This is a genomic window from Martinezella miluonensis (assembly GCF_900094545.1).
Lineage (GTDB): Bacteria > Pseudomonadota > Alphaproteobacteria > Rhizobiales > Rhizobiaceae > Rhizobium > Rhizobium miluonense.
Genome location: NZ_FMAH01000060.1, coordinates 1 through 15,059, shown reverse-complemented (window position 1 = coordinate 15,059; position 15,059 = coordinate 1). Strand labels below are relative to the sequence as shown.

General features: G+C 58.9%; 18 protein-coding genes. 6 read left to right on the top strand and 12 right to left on the bottom strand.

The features are described from left to right. Positions 1 to 42: 42 nt before the first annotated feature. Positions 43 to 930, bottom strand: a complete 888-nt coding sequence (gene lgt, locus GA0061102_RS29675) for a prolipoprotein diacylglyceryl transferase (protein WP_092855855.1) — start codon at positions 928 to 930, stop codon at positions 43 to 45. 261 nt (positions 931 to 1,191) lie between these two features. On the opposite strand from lgt, the gene GA0061102_RS29670 reads away from it, so the two are divergent. The 4 genes from GA0061102_RS29670 (at position 1,192) to GA0061102_RS29655 (ending at position 3,650) form a co-directional block, all read left to right on the top strand. After that, complete coding sequence (locus GA0061102_RS29670; protein WP_092855848.1) at positions 1,192 to 1,449, top strand: accessory factor UbiK family protein; 258 nt, start codon at positions 1,192 to 1,194, stop codon at positions 1,447 to 1,449. A gap of 393 nt (positions 1,450 to 1,842) precedes the next feature. Further along, on the top strand, positions 1,843 to 2,343 hold the full coding sequence (locus GA0061102_RS29665; RefSeq protein ID WP_004116454.1) for a type III secretion system chaperone family protein: 501 nt from the start codon (positions 1,843 to 1,845) through the stop codon (positions 2,341 to 2,343). A 1-nt stretch (position 2,344) separates the two neighbouring features. Next, positions 2,345 to 3,184 carry a pyrroline-5-carboxylate reductase gene (gene proC / locus GA0061102_RS29660; RefSeq protein ID WP_092855847.1) on the top strand — a complete coding sequence of 280 codons (840 nt, stop codon included), beginning with the start codon at positions 2,345 to 2,347 and terminating at the stop codon, positions 3,182 to 3,184. A gap of 124 nt (positions 3,185 to 3,308) precedes the next feature. Then, complete coding sequence (locus GA0061102_RS29655) at positions 3,309 to 3,650, top strand: tRNA-binding protein (protein WP_092855846.1); 342 nt, start codon at positions 3,309 to 3,311, stop codon at positions 3,648 to 3,650. Between the two features lie 34 nt (positions 3,651 to 3,684). Here GA0061102_RS29655 and GA0061102_RS29650 read toward each other — a convergent pair whose 3' ends face one another. The 6 genes from GA0061102_RS29650 to GA0061102_RS29625 all read right to left on the bottom strand — a co-directional run bounded on the left by GA0061102_RS29650 (position 3,685) and on the right by GA0061102_RS29625 (position 8,560). Beyond that, positions 3,685 to 4,266 (bottom strand): DUF1349 domain-containing protein, encoded by a 582-nt coding sequence (locus GA0061102_RS29650; protein ID WP_092855845.1) that lies wholly within the window; start codon positions 4,264 to 4,266, stop codon positions 3,685 to 3,687. A gap of 11 nt (positions 4,267 to 4,277) precedes the next feature. After that, a complete protein-coding gene (locus GA0061102_RS29645; protein WP_092855844.1) occupies positions 4,278 to 5,660 on the bottom strand; it encodes an ATP-binding protein in 1,383 nt (460 codons plus the stop codon). 24 nt (positions 5,661 to 5,684) lie between these two features. Then, positions 5,685 to 6,389: a response regulator gene (locus GA0061102_RS29640; protein ID WP_092855843.1), complete on the bottom strand. Its 705-nt coding sequence runs from the start codon at positions 6,387 to 6,389 to the stop codon at positions 5,685 to 5,687. Positions 6,390 to 6,463: 74 nt separating this feature from the next. Next, positions 6,464 to 6,934, bottom strand: a complete 471-nt coding sequence (locus tag GA0061102_RS29635; protein ID WP_208858720.1) for a MarR family winged helix-turn-helix transcriptional regulator — start codon at positions 6,932 to 6,934, stop codon at positions 6,464 to 6,466. A gap of 481 nt (positions 6,935 to 7,415) precedes the next feature. Continuing rightward, positions 7,416 to 7,679, bottom strand: a complete 264-nt coding sequence (locus tag GA0061102_RS29630; RefSeq protein ID WP_004116438.1) for a hypothetical protein — start codon at positions 7,677 to 7,679, stop codon at positions 7,416 to 7,418. Positions 7,680 to 7,924: 245 nt separating this feature from the next. Then, complete coding sequence (locus GA0061102_RS29625) at positions 7,925 to 8,560, bottom strand: DUF1236 domain-containing protein (protein ID WP_092855841.1); 636 nt, start codon at positions 8,558 to 8,560, stop codon at positions 7,925 to 7,927. A gap of 249 nt (positions 8,561 to 8,809) precedes the next feature. Here GA0061102_RS29625 and GA0061102_RS29620 point away from each other — a divergent pair, with 249 nt between their 5' ends. Continuing rightward, on the top strand, positions 8,810 to 9,454 hold the full coding sequence (locus tag GA0061102_RS29620) for an MBL fold metallo-hydrolase (RefSeq protein WP_092855840.1): 645 nt from the start codon (positions 8,810 to 8,812) through the stop codon (positions 9,452 to 9,454). Positions 9,455 to 9,519: 65 nt separating this feature from the next. On the opposite strand, the gene GA0061102_RS29615 is transcribed toward GA0061102_RS29620, so the two are convergent. The 4 genes from GA0061102_RS29615 to GA0061102_RS29600 form a co-directional block, all read right to left on the bottom strand. Continuing rightward, positions 9,520 to 9,957, bottom strand: coding sequence for a BA14K family protein (locus GA0061102_RS29615; RefSeq protein WP_092855839.1), 438 nt, complete (start codon positions 9,955 to 9,957; stop codon positions 9,520 to 9,522). Positions 9,958 to 10,100: 143 nt separating this feature from the next. Next, complete coding sequence (locus tag GA0061102_RS29610; protein ID WP_004116423.1) at positions 10,101 to 10,316, bottom strand: cold-shock protein; 216 nt, start codon at positions 10,314 to 10,316, stop codon at positions 10,101 to 10,103. A 487-nt stretch (positions 10,317 to 10,803) separates the two neighbouring features. Continuing rightward, positions 10,804 to 11,694, bottom strand: coding sequence for a DMT family transporter (locus GA0061102_RS29605; protein ID WP_092855838.1), 891 nt, complete (start codon positions 11,692 to 11,694; stop codon positions 10,804 to 10,806). A 101-nt stretch (positions 11,695 to 11,795) separates the two neighbouring features. Further along, complete coding sequence (locus tag GA0061102_RS29600) at positions 11,796 to 12,941, bottom strand: PQQ-dependent sugar dehydrogenase (protein WP_092855836.1); 1,146 nt, start codon at positions 12,939 to 12,941, stop codon at positions 11,796 to 11,798. Between the two features lie 528 nt (positions 12,942 to 13,469). Between GA0061102_RS29600 and GA0061102_RS29595 the strand changes: the two genes are divergently transcribed. Next, a complete protein-coding gene (locus GA0061102_RS29595; RefSeq protein WP_092855835.1) occupies positions 13,470 to 14,672 on the top strand; it encodes a pyridoxal phosphate-dependent aminotransferase in 1,203 nt (400 codons plus the stop codon). Between the two features lie 149 nt (positions 14,673 to 14,821). On the opposite strand, the gene GA0061102_RS29590 is transcribed toward GA0061102_RS29595, so the two are convergent. After that, positions 14,822 to 15,059, bottom strand: a 238-nt coding sequence (locus GA0061102_RS29590) for a transposase (RefSeq protein ID WP_208858657.1), incomplete at its 5' end; no start/stop codon positions are given.

The window sequence follows — 15,059 nt, the reverse complement described above, 5'->3', positions numbered from 1 at the left end:
CGGGGGCGGTTTTTGCAAAGATCATGCGATATTGAACCCAACTTACGCCGTCTGCCCGGCAGCTGCCTGGCGGGCACGAATGACCGCCCAAAGACCGATAGCCACCATCGGCAGCGACAAGACCATGCCCATCGTCAGCCAGTTCGTGCCGAGAAGATAGCCGAGCTGCTCATCAGGCTGACGGAAGAATTCGACAAAAATACGCGAGAAGGCATAGCCAATCACAAAAATGCCGCTGACCGTGCCGGGTTTCTTCAGCGCCAAGGCCCAGCGCGTGAGAATGAAGAGAACAAGGAAGAGGATGATGCCTTCGATGCCGGCCTCATAGAGCTGGCTCGGGTGGCGCGGATCGGGGCCAGCGGGGCAGGCGCCGTTATGGGCGGCGATCACATGCGGGCTGCAAAATACCATCGCCCAGGGAACGTCGGTTACGCGGCCCCAGAGTTCGCCATTGATGAAGTTGGCGATGCGGCCAAAGAAAAGCCCGATCGGCGCGACGGCTGCGACGATATCGAACATGCTCCAGGCAGGAATCTGGTTGCGCCTTGCGAACAGGAACATGGCGACGGTCGTGCCGATCAACCCGCCATGGAAAGACATGCCGCCGTTCCAGACCTGGATGGCGCGGATTGGGTTGGCCAGTACCTGATCGAGATCGTAAAACAGGATATAGCCGATGCGGCCGCCGAGAACGATGCCGAGAGCGACCCAGAGGATGAAGTCATCCAGATGCTGGCGCGTCATCGGGGCGGTATCGTTCAGCCAGAGCTTGCCGTTGTCGACCAGTCGGCGGGCATAGAACCAGCCGAGCAGGATGCCCGCCACATAGGCAAGCCCGTACCAGTGAATCGAGAGCGGTCCCAGAGAAACGGCAATCGGATCGATATCCGGAAACGGCAGGATGGCGGCGAGATTGGCGGATGTCAGCAAGATCGTCAGGCCCGTTGTCGCATGATTCCAGAAAGCATTCTGCCTTTTCGGAATGAGAGCATGCTATATGCAAATGTGCGCGGAACATGGCGTTCGCTGCCGAAACGGTCAAGTCGTTTGTTGTTCGCTGCGTTATCGGGGCTGCGTTGTCCCGTCCTATCTCTATTTGCTTGCATCGACCCCTTGGAAATCTTACCTCAGCACTATCTGGCCCACATCGATGCCTGGCCGTTCAGGGCTGACGGCCGCAAGGAGATTGCTATGAGCACTGGACCGAACCGTATCTTGGATGAATTCGCCAAGCTGATGACCGATGCCGCCGGTGCTGCGCAGGGCGTGCGTCGCGAGATCGAGACCGCTTTCAACGCGCATGCCGAGCGCTGGCTAAACAGCATGGATATCGTCAAGCGCGAGGAATTTGAGGCCGTCCGCGAGATGGCGATCAAGGCGCGCGACGAAAACGAGGCGTTGCTCGCGAGAATCGAAGCGCTCGAAGCAAAGCTGGCTTCGAAGGGCTGACAGGCGAACAATCCTTTGTTGCAGATCGGCGTGGCACGCGTTTGCCGCGCATTTTTTTGTTGAAAATTTTATCAGTTTATCCACCTGTGGACATAGGCAAAAAAGCCAATCGTCAGAGTCGGTTATGACTCCCTTCTGAATAGACGTCGGAAGAGCTGTCCACAGCGCCGTTTCCAAAAACGAAGCTCAGGGGCTGGCAGGCCGGGCATGCCGCTATACACTGATTTTAAATGATGATTCGAAACGGACTTGGTAAGCTCCGGGCAGGGTGGACACGATAGTCTGGCAGCCGTTCAACATCATCCCGAGGATGTCTCCGGAGTAAAACTGTTTGCGTTCTCTCAGTGTTGGACCACGTGAAAACTGCATTCGTTCCGGTCAAGAAGGTGCTGCATGAGCCTGATGGAAGTGGAAGTCGAACGACAATCGAATCCGGTTGACATGATCGAGTTCGTGGCTGCGAACAATGACTGGTCGTTTGAGCGGTCCGGCGAGGACGAACTCGCCATGACCGTCGAAGGGAAGTGGACCGATTATCATGTCTCTTTCTCGTGGATGGAAGAATTCGAGGCGCTGCATATCGCCTGCGCTTTCGACGTGAAGGTGCCCGAGCCGCGCGTCAACGAGGTGATCAAGCTGCTGTCCTGCATCAACGGCCAGGTGCTGATGGGGCACTTCGATCTGTGGCGCCAGGAGGACATCGTGATCTTCCGTCAATCGCTGCTGCTCTCGGGCGGCGCGGAGCCTACCAACCGACAGGTGGAAGTGCTGCTTTCCAATGCGCTTGACACCTGCGAAGCATATTATCAGGCTTTCCAGTTCGTGGTGTGGTCTGGCCTCGATGCCAACCGCGCGATGGAAGCGGTGCTTTTCGAAACGGTAGGCGAAGCGTGATATGACGAGCGAACATTCCGCCAGTACACTTGCATCCTCCGGGCCGATCATCCTGATCGGCGCCGGCAATATGGGTGGCGCGCTGCTGACGGGATGGTTGAAGAACGGGGTGCCGGGATCCTCGGTGATTGTCGTCGATCCCAATCCGTCCGAACCAATGCGGCAGATGATTGCGGATGCCGGCGCGAGCCATGCCACCGGCGTCCCCTCGGGTGTGACGGCGGGTGTCCTCTTCGTTGCCGTTAAACCTCAGGTCATGGATGCGGTTCTGCCGTCGTTCAAAGCCGTTATGGACGAAAACACGGTGGTGGTGTCCATCGCCGCCGGCAAGACGATCGCCTCGCTTGAGAAGCACCTTGGCGGTGCTGCGATGGTGCGGGCGATGCCCAATACGCCTGCCATGGTCGGGCGCGGCGTCACTGGCGCCTTTGCCAATGCCAGGGTCGACGAGCGCCAACGGCAGCTGGTTCAGAACCTCCTGAAGGTGTCCGGCCCGGTCGAATGGGTGCCGGGAGAAGCTGATATCGATTCGGTGACGGCAGTTTCAGGCAGCGGGCCTGCCTATGTTTTCTATCTCGTCGAATGCATGGCGGAGGCGGGGCGCAAGCTCGGCCTGCAGGCGGACCTCGCTATGCGGCTTGCACGGGAGACTGTCGCGGGGGCTGGTGAATTGCTCCATCAGTCCCCCGATGGCGCCTCGCGCCTGCGTCAGAACGTAACCTCGCCCGGCGGCACGACTGCTGCTGCGCTGGGTGTTTTGATGGCAGAAGACGGTATGCAGCCTCTGTTCGATGCGGCGCTCGAAGCGGCGCGCAAGCGGGCTCAGGAACTGGCCGGCTAGAGCAATTGCAGGAAAAGTGCGCAGCGGTTTTCCGTCCGGAATTGCGTAAAACAAAAGGCTATAACGGTTCAGCGCTTCTATGAAACGCTGAACCGTTATAGTTTTCTACAAGAAAGGCAGAGGCATGACGGAAGAAATCACCTACGGGGATTTCGAGCGGGTGGATATTCGCGTCGGGACGATCATCGAGGCCGAGAACTTTCCGGAAGCGCGTAAGCCCGCGTACAAGCTGCGGATCGATTTCGGACCGGAGATCGGCGTCAAGCGCTCGTCCGCGCAGATTGCCGTCCACTACACGCCGGAGACGCTTGTCGGCCGGCAGGTGCTCGCCGTGGTCAATTTTCCGCCGCGCCAGATCGGGCCGGTGCGTTCCGAGGTGCTGACCTTGGGTTTCGAGGATGAGGCAGGGGCGATCGTCCTTGCCGCGGTGACGCAGCTGGTGCCTAACGGCAAGAGGATGATGTGAGCTGCGTCCCTTTCGCAATCGAAAGGGAATAGACTTAGTGAATATCCCTTGAAAGCGGGTCGGTCAGGCTAAAGTGGAGAAACTCCGCTTCGAAGCCTTCTCGTTGCGGCGAGCAGAAAGCCGGGCCGACCGATACCTCCTCCAGCGCCGGATCGAACCAGGCGAGCCTTGCCATGCGCCATTCGTTCATTCGGTCGGTGCGGTACTGAACGAAGAGGGCATCACCATTGCGTGTTACGCGCGCGGACATGGCGTCGAATTCATGGTCCAGGCGGAAGGCCGACCAGTCGGAATTGCCGTTGGTGACGACGACGCTGAAATGCTTGGCGCCGTCGGTATATTCGATCCCGCATTTCATCCAGTGCCTGGCGTCGTGCCGGACCATCAGGCCGGCCTGATCGTAGAGCTCGCGGTAATGTCCGATGAAGGTCACTTCCGCGGTAAAATCGCCGCGGCGGGATTGCCCAAGAAAGTGACCGTTGTCACGATGGAATCCGTAATAGGTTTCCTGCCAGAAGTCGGTCTTGTCGTCGGAGCGCACGAGCAGTCGCCCCTGGTTCATTTCCCAGACCGGGGGCGCGTTCAGCCAATGCATGCCATCGATATCGAGGGGCATAGGGCGTCTCCTCAGGCAGGTATGCGGATGGTGGCGCGCAGGCCACCCAGCGGGCTGTCGCTGAGGGTGACGTTGCCGCCGTGGCTACGGGCGATATCGCGGGCAATGGCGAGACCGAGTCCGGTGCCGGATTTGTCGAGATTGCGAGCGGAATCCAGCCGGAAGAATGGCTTGAAGACATCCTCGCGCGCTTCAGGGGGGATGCCCGGGCCATCGTCGTCGAAGACGATCGTCAGCCATTTGGCGCTGTGCTTGGCCTCTATGCGCAGGCTCTTGGCGTAGCGGCGGCTATTGGTGGCGAGATTGGTAACCAGGCGGGTAAACGCATTCGGGCGAACGGAGATCTCGTCGTCACCCTCGATGGCATAGTCCATGGATTGGCTGTGCAAGGTAAAATCCTGCCGGATCTTCTCAAGGATATCGCTGAGCTTGAACCGGCCGACATCCTCTTCCGCTTCGCCGCGCGCGAAGGCCATGTAGCCCTCGAGCATGCTCTGCATATCCTCGACGTCTTCGTTGAGGCCAACGAGATCGGGATTGTCGCCGACGAGGGCGAGTTGGAGCTTGAAGCGGGTAAGCACCGTGCGCAGATCGTGGCTGACGCCTGACAGCATCGCCGTGCGCTGTTCGAGCTGCCGTTCGATGCGCTCGCGCATGAGGATGAAGGCAAGGCCCGCGCGGCGAACCTCGTCGGCACCGCGAGGGGAATAGCTTTCGAGCCGCTGCCCTTTGCCGAAACTCTCGGCTGCCTGCGCCAAGGCCAGGATCGGCCGGATCTGGCCGCGCAGGAACAGCACGGCGATGCCGATCAGCACCAGCGAGGTGCCGACCATCCAGAGGATGAAGATATGCGTGTTGGAGGCATAGGTCTGGCTGCGCTTGGCAAAGACCCGCAGCACCTTGTCAGGCAGCTTGACGCGGATCTCGACCAAGCTGGAGTTTCCGACCGTGTCGATCCAGAAGGGGAGGTTGATCTGATCTTTTATCTCGTCGCTCAGAATGCTGTCGAGGATTGAGAAGAAAGGCTTGTCGCGTGGCTGCGGCAACTCTCCGCCCGGCTCGATCGATACGCTGAGGTCGAGCTTCTGCCGCGCCATTTGGGTAATGGCGGAATAGTCGGCGTCTTGCGGATAGGTTTGGATGATGGTGATGATGGCAGCGATGTCGCGCGTCGTCGCCATCGACAGCCGCTGGGTCACCATCTGCCAGTGCCGCTCCATGAAGACGATGGTGACGACGGCCTGCAGGATGATCATCGGCAGGATGAAGATGAGCAGCGAGCGGGCATAGAGGCCCGTCGGCAGCACATATCGGCGCATCCAGCGCGAAAACCACCGAAGCCCGTTGGACGGCGTGTGATCCTGCTCGCGTCTGATTGAATCGAATGTCACCATCGCCGCTGATCCTGGAAGCCGAACTTAGTCTATGCTCAGGCGGTAGCCGATGCCACGCACCGTCTGCAGCCAGATAGGGTTGGCCGGGTCGTCTTCAATCTTGCGGCGCAACCGGTTGATTTGGACGTCGATGGTTCGCTCGCCGACTTCGGCTTCGTTGCCGATGAGTTCGTGGCGCGGGATGGTCTCGCCGGCGCGCTTGGCGAAGAGCAGCATGATTTCCTGCTCCCGATCCGTCAGCCGAATGAGCTCGGCGGCTTTCTTCAATTCCTTGCGGGTCAGGGAAAACGTATAGGGCCCGAACATCACAAGCTCGATCTTGGGGGAATCGGCCGGCATATTGCGACGCAGGATGTTGTTGACCCGCAGCACCAGTTCGCGTGGATCGAAGGGCTTCGGCAGGTAATCGTCGGCGCCGGCTTCGAGGCCCGCGATGCGGGAATCGGCCTCAGCCAGCGCCGTCAGCATGATGATTGGGATGTTCTTTATGGCCCGCAGGCTCGAGGTCAGCGAGATGCCGGATTCTCCAGGCATCATCACGTCCATGATGATGAGATCGAAATCGAGACCTTCAAGCTTGCGGCGCGCTTCGGCGCCATCTGCCGCCGCTGTTACGCGAAAACCCTTTTCCATAAGGTAGCGATTGAGAAGGGCGCGGATGCGCGTATCGTCGTCCACGACCAGAAGATGTGCCGCATCGTCCGAAATAACTGTTTTCGTCGTCGTCATTCGATCCGTCTCGATCCTGTCCTACCCGTTGATCGACATGAGGCATTCCGCGCGGTCTGCGGTGGGAACTGCCGTCACTTCTCCGTTTGCATCCCCCTCAGAAAACGCTTTACGCTTGCGCGTGTCGCCTCCGATGCGCCCTCGAATGCCCGTTCAATACGGCGCGATTGCGGCTCCGCCAGTGCCAGCGCCAGATCGCGGCCGGCCTGCGTCGGATAGAGCTTGCGCTGTCGCCGGTCCTCGGGACCCGCGACCTGACGAATATAACCCGAATCTATCAATTGTTTGAGAACCCGCGCCAAACTCTGTTTGGTGATCTGCAATGTTTCCAGAAGGTCCGCAACCGTCATGCCGGGTTCGCGGTTAACGAAATGCACGACGCGGTGATGAGCCCGTCCAAAACCGCTCTTGACAAGGATCTGATCCGGATCCGATACGAAATCGCGGTAGGCGAAGAAAAGCAGCTCGATGATCTCGAAATCGATGCTCCCCGCATTCTGCATCGGCGTTGCCAACAACTCCGCCTTTGCCGCGTTTTGGCTCATCTGTCGTGGCACTATAGCATTTCCTTTTTATTTTTGGGACATTTGCGAAATTTACGCAAAAATATGTCAGCGCTATTGACGTAATTTTACGCCATCGGCTGCCTCCGCACAATGCCGCGCGGTTCAAAGAGATTATTGTATCGGGAAATTAAGTGCCGTTCCGGCAAAACTCCAACATATTTTGGGCGATCCTTGCCGCCTCTTGGATAAAGTCTCGTGGCGAGAGCGGTTAGTCGCCGAACGCAATGTCGTTTCGAACACATATGCCCTTGTGGGAGGCGCGACGGAAAGAGAGCGTCTTCCACAGGGGAACCGCATCGACAGAGCGATCAGATTTGGGACAGCAAGTGCGCCAGCCATATCAAGCTTCTGCGTCATCACAGGGGCGCGCGCAGAGACGCGAAGCAAGTCGCAGCTCGGAAACGGATTTGATGGGATCCGCAGAGGCCGAACATGCCATCCGACCTCTGCGATCCGATTTTTAGGACTTGCGGCCGAGAACTGCGCCAACGATCGCCGAAAGCACACCGCCGGCGATCAGCGAGGATATGCCTTGCGCTATCAGGCCGGTGAGGGCTTCGCTGCCGATCAGGTTGAGGATGAAACCGCCGCCGAGCCCGCCAATGGCGCCGGCGATCGTTCTAGCGATAAGATTGACGCCGTCCTGCTTCAGAACGGCGCTTGCGGCATTGCCGCCGATAGCGCCCGCTATCAATTGCGTGATGATAGGCCCTAGACTTCCCATGATTGCCCTTCTCCCATAATTCCGGAGACGCTTCCGGATGCCCTCTCGTCGCGTCCCGGATCGATGCCTGGGAGCGGCGATAATCCTCACTGGTATTAGGATTACATCATGCACTGTTCGGTGGAAATAGAAGAGCAACTCAAACGGGAGAATTCCCTGATAATTCCGGGGGAAATCCGCTTTGGAGGCATGCGGCCTTCCGGCCGCATGCGAATTTCGCCATTTTGCTCAGCTTCCTAAGCGAATCATTGATAGACGTAGACGATACGGCGCGTGCCGGGATCGACCAGCACCGGTTGGTGGTTCACTTCGACATAGCTGTATTGATAGTCTGGAATGCGGTGCACTTCGATGCTTTGCGGAACTGTGGCGCCGACGACGACATTGCCATTCAGCTGGACCGTATCGACCGGATTGTCGTCGATATAGTCTCGGATTTCGTCAGGTGGAGTGATTGCGACGATATCGCCGCCGTTCCCAACGGGACCGAGCAGTTGGTCGTTAGGGCCGGGCTGTGCGGCCTGGATGCTTCCGGTTCGAATGGTATCCGTTTGCTCGTAGGTGATCGTGGGGATGCCGAGATCGTCGAGATTATCCTGGACGACGACCTGCGCACCATTTTGTTCGACGCTGAGATATTGCGCGTAAACCCAGCCGCGCATGCCATTGACGTCGACCCGGCACCAGCGACTGCCCTCGACGCAGCCATCCAGCGTCGCTTGGGAGCCGCGCGTCGCGACGCCAACCGTCGGGAACTCGGCGCCTGGCCCGGAGCGCACTTCAATGTCGCTCGCGGTCGTAGCGGACATCTCGGCCTGCGCCAGGCCAGCGCTGCCGACGAGGGCGAGGCCGGCCAGGAGTAGATTTCTCTTCAAGGACATTGGTTCACTCCTTCTGCCTTTAAAGACATAGCCTCAACGTATCGCGCGCGTCTCTGTTCCGATCGACACGGTTTGACCTTGCTGCTGGCTGGCAACCGGATCCAATAAGGGTCGGAATTATTTGCCTATTTTCGGATTCAACGATGTGGGGGATCTCGTGTGCCGGGCACTTGCAGACTGCCGGGGGCTGTTTTGCGCGGAGTTTGCCGCTATACCGGCAACTCGACATTCAAACAGACGAGGCACTTCATGGGCATGCTCCAGGCCGGCATCATTCCGGTGACCCCTTTCGAACAGAATTGCACCATCCTGTTCGACCCGGACACGAAGGAAGGCGTCGTTGTCGATCCCGGTGGCGATGTCGACGTTATCCTGCAGACGGTGCGCGAGAATGGCATCACCCTGAAGGCCATCTGGCTGACGCACGGACATATCGATCACGCCGGCGGCGCCGACGAGGTTCGCGAGGCGCTTGGCATCGAGGTGATCGGCCCGCATGAGGACGATCGTTTCCTGCTTGAGGATCTCGAGGCCAAGGGCAAGATGTTCAACATCGACGGCGTGCGCAACGTGGTGCCCGATCGCTTTCTGAAGGAGGGCGATAAGGTTTCCTTCGGTGAGCACGAGTTCGAGGTTTTCCATTGCCCCGGCCATGCGCCCGGCCATGTCATCTATTTCAACCGGAAGCAGGGCTTTGCCCATCTTGGCGACGTGCTTTTCAGCGGCTCGATCGGGAGAACGGATTTGCCGGGCGGCAATCACCAACAGTTGCTGGATTCGATTCGCGACAAGGTCTTCCCGCTGGGCGATGAGGTCGGCTTCATCTGCGGTCATGGGCCGGGCAGCCGGATCGGCGACGAGCGTCGCACCAATCCTTTCCTGCGCGGGCTATGAACAGAAAAAGCGCCGCATGAGGGCGCGGCGCTTTTCCGATAATTCGGCGGCTTGCAGGTTCGGGCTCAGTCGGCCGCGCAGAAATGGCGCATGCCGTCATAGCCGACATAGGTGCCGCTGCGACCGTCGAAGCTTCTGTAGCGATCGTAGCAATAGCGCATCCATGCCGAAGACCACGGACGCAGGCCGGAAGCCGTCGGCGGCGCATAATAGCTGACATCCCGCTCGACATAGACGCGGCGCGGCGCTGGGCGATAATAGTAGGCCGGGGGAGGTGCATCGTAGCCGGGATCGGCGTAGACGGGCGCTGGCTCGACATAGCGCGGCTGGCTGGCGATCGCAGAGCCGACGATCAGGCCTGTTGCGAGCCCGGCAGCGCCGAGCGCCCAACCATCGTGGTCGCGATGGCGCCAATATTCATCAGCGGACGCGGCGCTCATGGAAGTTACCGTCAATGCCGCGGCTACAGCGGACATGACGAGAGTTTTGCCGAGTATGGTCATTGGCCTATCCTCTAACGAAGCGGGACAATCGTCATTCCCGCTTTTTTATAACAGGCAAACTATACGCGACAAACTGAATGGAGACTGAATGACAAAACCCGGCATTGCTGCCGGGCCTCAACTCGAATGATAACCGCAAGGTCTCAGCCGGCAATCTGCAGATTGACGGCCTTCGGTCCCTTGCCGCGGCGATCCGGTTCCGTGTCGAAGCTTACCTTCTGGTTTTCCGACAATCCTGCCAGGCCGGAAGCCTGAACTGCAGAAATGTGTACAAAGATGTCTGCGCCACCCTTGTCCGGTTTGATAAAACCGAAGCCCTTATCGGTATTGAAAAACTTTACAGTGCCAGTCTCGGCCATGCCTCAGGTCCTTTTCTCTCTGCCCACCATCCACACGGGCAGCATTACTGTGTTGCCCCTGCGGGCGCTTGCAGGCAGTTCTCGAAATTGTAAGGAAAAGGTCCCCTATACCTCGGCATGGTCTCGATGCGATGTTTGCCACCCCGCATTTTGACCAGGCTGACCGGAATATCAGCGTCTCCGGCGCGCAATTCTATTAGGACTTCCCATGCTCTAAAAATGCCCGAACATCGTTGAGAGTGCTGTGTTTATTGGGAATTGGCAAGCAAAAGTTTTTTAACGTATCGCTGGGAACACAGTTCGGTAATGCCACTGTGCTAACGCGATTCGCAAGTTTTCTCACTTTCGGACAAGTTTCTAAGGTTTTTGCATCGTTCGCGATATAGTTTTGGCGAAATTTTCCCAAATTGGCCGGCGCGAACGTCGGTTTCCGATTGTTCAAAAAAATTTCAAAAACTGTCGCAGAGAGACAGCTATAGCGCGCATTTCAGGCTGTCGCATTGCGTCTGCGAACCAATTCGGGCACCAGTTCAACGGCGAGCATCGCTGCGAACATCAGGGCACAGCCGGCATAGCCGACCGGTCCCATGGTCTCGCCCAGGAACAATGCACCCAGGGATGCGCCGAACAAGGCTTCCGAAGAAAGGAAGATCGCTGCCTGTGGCGCAGTCGTATAGCGCTGACCGATCACCTGCAGAGCGAAGGCCAGACCCGACGAAAAGATGCCGACATAGAGGATTTCGCCCAGCGCTGCGTGGATGGCAGCAATGCTAATCGGCTCGATGGCGGCTGCGACCGCAAGGGCGAGCACGGCCGTAACCGCGAATTGCATGGCGGATATGGCGAGCGGTCGGCCGGTTTCGTTGACGGCGGAGCCGGCGAGGGTGATTTGGGCCGCCCAGAACAGTGCGCAGATCACGGTCAGGAAATCGCCGTCCGTCAGGCGCGAGAAGGAGCCACCCGACAGCAGGTAGATGCCGCAGAGCGCCATGAGCGCCGCCGGCCAGATTATCCAATGCGGTGCGCGGCGCAGGAAGACAACGGCAATCACTGGCACGAAGACCACGTAGAGGCCGGTGATGAAGCTGGAATTCGTCACCGTCGTCGTCAAGAGCCCGAGCTGCTGGGTTGCAGCACCTCCGAAGAGGGTGATGCCGATCAGTGCGAGGAGGAGCCAGTTGCGCGATGTCAGCGGTTTGGCTGCTTTTCTGCTTTCCATCCACACGAAGGGCAGGACGACCATGGTGGCCACCGCGAAGCGCAGGCCGATGAACCACAGGGGGCCGATCGCCTTCATCGCCGTCGATTGCGCAACGAAGCCGCCGCCCCAGATCGCGGCAGCAAGCAACAACAACAAATTCGCCTGTATGCGAGACATCTGCATCCTGCGGGAAGGGGAGGAAAGTTGAGGTGACCGTTAGCAGTTGCTTTTGCGTGCGGCAAGGGTGAAAGGCGTCGCAGATGACCAGCCCGCGACGCTTAATCCGCCGCTCTGGAAACCCGCAGCAGGACGCCGTTATCCTCGTCCGTCGTGATCAGAAGCGCGCCGTCGGGCGCGACGACGATGTCGCGCATACGGCCGAATTTGTCCTCGAACATGCGTTCCCGTTCGGTGATCTTGCCGCTGCCATCGCGGTCGAGGCGCGACAGCAGCTGGAATTTCAGCGCAGTGACCAAGAAGGCGCCGTTCCATTCCGGAAACATTTTGCCGCGATAGACGGCAATTCCGCCAGGGGCGATCGAGGGATCCCAATAGAAAAGCGGCTGCTCCATGCCCTTCTTCGCTGTGCCGATGCCGATCTTCGTACCGTCATAATTGGTGCCGTAGGAGATGACCGGCCAGCCGTAGTTCTTGCCGGCTTCGGGCGTGTTGATCTCATCGCCACCCTTGGCGCCGTGCTCGGACGTGTAGAGCTTGTTCGTCTCGCGGTCGAAGGTGATGCCCTGCGGATTGCGATGGCCCTTCGACCAGATTTCCGGCAGGGCGCGTTTGCCGTCCTTGAACGGATTATCGTCAGGGATGCTGCCGTCGGCCCCAATATGGATGATGGAGCCGGCGTCGTCCTGAAAATCCTGGGCGCGGTCCTGTTCGCCGCGATCGCCGAGGCTGACGAAGAGGCTGCCGTCCCCGGCGATGGCAATGCGTGAGCCATATTGGATATTGCCGCTCGACAGCTTGTTCATCAGGAAGATACGCTTCACATCGGTCAGCTGTTTTTCATCCGATGACAGTCTTGCGCGAAAGACAGCTGTGCCGCTGCCGCCGTCCCCTGCCACCGAGGCGGTGAAATAAAGGGTTCGATTGCTGCTGAATTTCGGATCGAGTTCGATGTCCAAGAGGCCACCCTGTCCGCGGGCATAGACTTTGGGCAATCCCGCGAGGGCGGGCGATATCTTGCCGTCGCGGACAAGGCGCAGGCGGCCGGGCCGTTCGGTGACGAGATAGGCACCATCCGGTAACACGGCGACCGCCCAAGGGTGTTCGAGCCCGGCGGCAACCGTCTCGACCTTGACCGTCACCTTTTGCGTCTTGAAGGTTTGCGGAGTTTCGGCAAAAGCGATGCCGGCCGACAGCAAGATGGATGCCGCGAAGGCAACCGAAATTCCCGTTATTCCCGCGTGCATGTTTCCTGCTCCGCCCCAAAGTACCGTTGCTTTTGCAAGGTGGGTCGAACGACTTGCCGTTCAAGGTCGGGTGCCGCGTCGATAACGTCTTTGTGTTTGCGAATTCGGTGCGGCCATCCGTCTATCCCTAGAGCTATTGAGTGCGTGCAGGCATAGCCCCGTTGACCAAAGGCGCATTGGCATAGGTTCGCGAGGGGCGGCATTTGTGACAAGCTGTTATTTTACAAAGGGAAATCCTGATTCTCCTGAGATGTTGAATCAGGCGCTTCGTAAATTGATTCAAGTTCGCGAGGGGACCATGCAGGGCGCTGCTCGGTGGATGAAGGCATGGATACCAGTCACGAACCGCCGCGGTCACCGCGTTGGCGCTCGAAATTGACATCGAAGACCCGACCCCCGAAAGCCAGGAAATAAAGCCACTGTGACGCCTTTGCGCTTGAAACGTCGGCCCATATTCGACATAGAGCTTAGCGCAGAAAACTGGTCCGCAGGCTTTCTGCCCACTTCAACCGAATAGGACCGATCATCATGGCCTTTCTTGCCGACGCTCTTTCCCGTGTAAAGCCTTCTGCCACCATCGCCGTTTCCCAGAAAGCGCGCGAGCTGAAAGCAAAAGGACGCGACGTGATCGGCCTCGGCGCCGGTGAACCGGATTTCGATACGCCCGATAATATCAAGACGGCTGCCATCGACGCGATCAATCGCGGCGAGACGAAGTACACGCCGGTCTCGGGCATTCCCGAACTGCGCAAGGCGGTCGCCGCCAAGTTCAAGCGCGAGAACAATCTGGAATACGCTCCCGAGCAGACCATCGTCGGCACGGGCGGCAAACAGATCCTGTTCAACGCCTTCATGGCGACGCTGAACCCCGGCGACGAAGTCATTATCCCGACGCCTTACTGGGTCTCCTATCCGGAGATGGTGGCGCTTTGCGGCGGCACGCCGGTTTTCGTCGCGACGACGCAGGCTAACAATTTCAAGCTTCAGCCGGCCGACCTTGATAAGGCGATCACGCCGAAGACCAAGTGGTTCATGTTCAACTCGCCGTCCAACCCGTCGGGCGCTGCCTATTCGCATGCCGAGCTGAAGGCGCTGACGGACGTGCTGGTCAAGCATCCGCATGTCTGGATACTGACCGACGACATGTACGAGCACCTGACCTATGGCGATTTCAAATTCGCCACGCCGGTCGAAGTCGAGCCGAGCCTCTATGACCGCACGCTGACGATGAACGGCGTTTCGAAAGCCTATGCGATGACCGGCTGGCGTATCGGCTATGCCGCCGGCCCGCTGCAGCTCATCAAGGCCATGGACATGATCCAGGGTCAGCAGACATCGGGTGCGACCTCGATCGCACAGTGGGCTGCCGTTGAAGCGCTGAACGGTCCACAGGACTTCATTCCGCGCAACAAGAAGATCTTCGAAGGCCGCCGCGATCTCGTCGTATCGATGCTGAACCAGGCGAAGGGTCTCTCGTGCCCGGTTCCGGAAGGCGCCTTCTACGTCTATCCGTCCTGCGCCGGCCTGATCGGCAAGACGGCTCCTACCGGCAAGGTCATCGAGACGGACGAGGATTTCGTGTCCGAGCTGCTGGAATCGGAAGGCGTTGCCGTCGTGCACGGTTCGGCTTTCGGCCTCGGCCCGAATTTCCGTATCTCCTACGCGACCTCGGAAGAGTTGCTCGAAGAGGCTTGCCGCCGCATCCAGCGCTTCTGCGCAGCCTGCAAGTAAGCAGTCGACGATAAGTCCAACGAAAAGCCCGCCAGAAATGGCGGGTTCAGACCGCTGACAAACCCCGTCATTTTTTGGCGGGGTTTTATTTTGTGTTGAGTTTCGAGGTTGACTGGATGTTTTGAACGGGCCGTTCAGATTCCCTCTGCTTATGCGGGGCTCGGTTGGCTGGCCTTGGTGAGGGCCATTGCGATCTTCTTGATGTTCTGGGCGGCTGCGGCCATCAGGCACTGGCATTGGACCCGGATGAGACTTCGGAACCGCGCGTAGCGATGACCATGCAACTGTTTGGCGTCGGCAAACGAGCGCTCGACCGTCTCTTTCCGTCGTTTGTAGATGGCCTTGCCCCAGGGCTTGAGCCGGTTGGCATCGGTACGCTCGCGGGCA

What these genes read in the sequence shown, in the direction of transcription:
- GA0061102_RS29670 (WP_092855848.1), top strand. Translation starts at nt 1,192, where the DNA reads ATGAGCACTGGACCGAACCGTATCTTGGATGAATTCGCCAAGCTGATG.
- GA0061102_RS29665 (WP_004116454.1), top strand. Translation starts at nt 1,843, where the DNA reads ATGAGCCTGATGGAAGTGGAAGTCGAACGACAATCGAATCCGGTTGAC.
- proC (WP_092855847.1), top strand. Translation starts at nt 2,345, where the DNA reads ATGACGAGCGAACATTCCGCCAGTACACTTGCATCCTCCGGGCCGATC.
- GA0061102_RS29655 (WP_092855846.1), top strand. Translation starts at nt 3,309, where the DNA reads ATGACGGAAGAAATCACCTACGGGGATTTCGAGCGGGTGGATATTCGC.
- GA0061102_RS29650 (WP_092855845.1), bottom strand. Translation starts at nt 4,266, where the DNA reads ATGCCCCTCGATATCGATGGCATGCATTGGCTGAACGCGCCCCCGGTC.
- GA0061102_RS29645 (WP_092855844.1), bottom strand. Translation starts at nt 5,660, where the DNA reads ATGGTGACATTCGATTCAATCAGACGCGAGCAGGATCACACGCCGTCC.
- GA0061102_RS29640 (WP_092855843.1), bottom strand. Translation starts at nt 6,389, where the DNA reads ATGACGACGACGAAAACAGTTATTTCGGACGATGCGGCACATCTTCTG.
- GA0061102_RS29635 (WP_208858720.1), bottom strand. Translation starts at nt 6,934, where the DNA reads ATGAGCCAAAACGCGGCAAAGGCGGAGTTGTTGGCAACGCCGATGCAG.
- GA0061102_RS29630 (WP_004116438.1), bottom strand. Translation starts at nt 7,679, where the DNA reads ATGGGAAGTCTAGGGCCTATCATCACGCAATTGATAGCGGGCGCTATC.
- GA0061102_RS29625 (WP_092855841.1), bottom strand. Translation starts at nt 8,560, where the DNA reads ATGTCCTTGAAGAGAAATCTACTCCTGGCCGGCCTCGCCCTCGTCGGC.
- GA0061102_RS29620 (WP_092855840.1), top strand. Translation starts at nt 8,810, where the DNA reads ATGGGCATGCTCCAGGCCGGCATCATTCCGGTGACCCCTTTCGAACAG.
- GA0061102_RS29615 (WP_092855839.1), bottom strand. Translation starts at nt 9,957, where the DNA reads ATGACCATACTCGGCAAAACTCTCGTCATGTCCGCTGTAGCCGCGGCA.
- GA0061102_RS29610 (WP_004116423.1), bottom strand. Translation starts at nt 10,316, where the DNA reads ATGGCCGAGACTGGCACTGTAAAGTTTTTCAATACCGATAAGGGCTTC.
- GA0061102_RS29605 (WP_092855838.1), bottom strand. Translation starts at nt 11,694, where the DNA reads ATGTCTCGCATACAGGCGAATTTGTTGTTGTTGCTTGCTGCCGCGATC.
- GA0061102_RS29600 (WP_092855836.1), bottom strand. Translation starts at nt 12,941, where the DNA reads ATGCACGCGGGAATAACGGGAATTTCGGTTGCCTTCGCGGCATCCATC.
- GA0061102_RS29595 (WP_092855835.1), top strand. Translation starts at nt 13,470, where the DNA reads ATGGCCTTTCTTGCCGACGCTCTTTCCCGTGTAAAGCCTTCTGCCACC.